This window comes from Vibrio sp. TRT 29B02, from assembly GCF_050113655.1.
GTDB lineage: Bacteria > Pseudomonadota > Gammaproteobacteria > Enterobacterales > Vibrionaceae > Vibrio.
Genome location: NZ_JBNJOJ010000066.1, coordinates 1 through 1,163, shown reverse-complemented (window position 1 = coordinate 1,163; position 1,163 = coordinate 1). Strand labels below are relative to the sequence as shown.

Genomic DNA, 1,163 nt, shown 5'->3' with positions numbered 1-1,163 from the left:
TTATAAATCTCAACCGCTAATACTCTAAACAACAGTTTTCACTCAACTTATGACCTATACTAGAAATGAAACTTGGTAATAGTGTGTGCTTATGGATATAAACTTGTTGCTTAACCGCGAATACTTAACAAGTCACGACTTCTATCGTGATTTGATCGACTTTTTGGTTGTAAGAGCCAAGTCGGAGATAGGTTATCTGCATTTCTTTAACTCAGGGACAGAGGAAATCTCCCTTAATGTTTGGTCTAGTAGCGTGCTAGAAGGGTGCCATTTCAGCCATGAAACACATTACCCTCTTTCCGCCGCAGGCATATGGGCAGATAGCATACGAATGATAAAACCTGTTATCCATAATGACTATCACGCCAACTACAGCTCTCCAGATTCTCTACCGGAAGGACATATTCAACTGGTTCATCACTTCAGTCTGCCGATTTTACTTGATGAAGAGGTCGTCGCGGTGGTCGGGATTGGCAACGCTTCGTTTCCCTATCAAGAAGTATTTGTTAACGAATTTCATCTTTGGATCAACGGGTTATGGCCTAAAATACGGCTCAAGACTCAACAGATTGAATCATCAAGCTTGTCAAACCAACAGGTATTCGAATCTCACTCCTCTTACAAAATCATGACCGATATGCTTGGTGCAATTTCAAGGGCGTTGGAGATTCGAGACGAATATACCTCGTCACACCAACGAAACGTAGCCTACATTTGTTCACTCATCGCCACTGATCTATCGCTTGAGGAACAACAAAGGGAAGGACTCGTGATTGGCGCATTAGTGCATGATATCGGCAAAATTGCTATCCCATCTCAAATACTCAACAAGGCAGGAAAGTTAATGCCCGCTGAAACGGCCCTGTTGCAAAACCACGCCCAAATTGGTTCGAGTATATTTAGTCACGTCTCATTTCCCTGGCCTATCTTAAAGATGATCGAACAGCACCATGAAAGGCTAGATGGCTCCGGATATCCCAATGGCCTCAAAGGATCACAGATCGTCATGGAGGCTCGAATCATAGCCGTTGCGGACACGTTTGATGCGATGGCGAGTGACAGACCTTATCGCAAAGCACTGGGGGCTCAGCGTGCGATTGATACGCTGGTTGCAGGAAGAAATACCCTTTACGACCCTTATGTCGTCGACTCGTTGTTAAGAT

The 1,163-nt window shown here is 44.3% G+C and carries 1 protein-coding gene; it reads left to right on the top strand.

Annotated features, from left to right (window positions below; genetic code table 11):
- Positions 1-91 precede the first annotated feature (91 nt).
- The coding region (locus tag ACQEXT_RS21180) for an HD domain-containing phosphohydrolase (RefSeq protein WP_426953442.1) at positions 92-1,163 on the top strand (1,072 nt) is incomplete at its 3' end.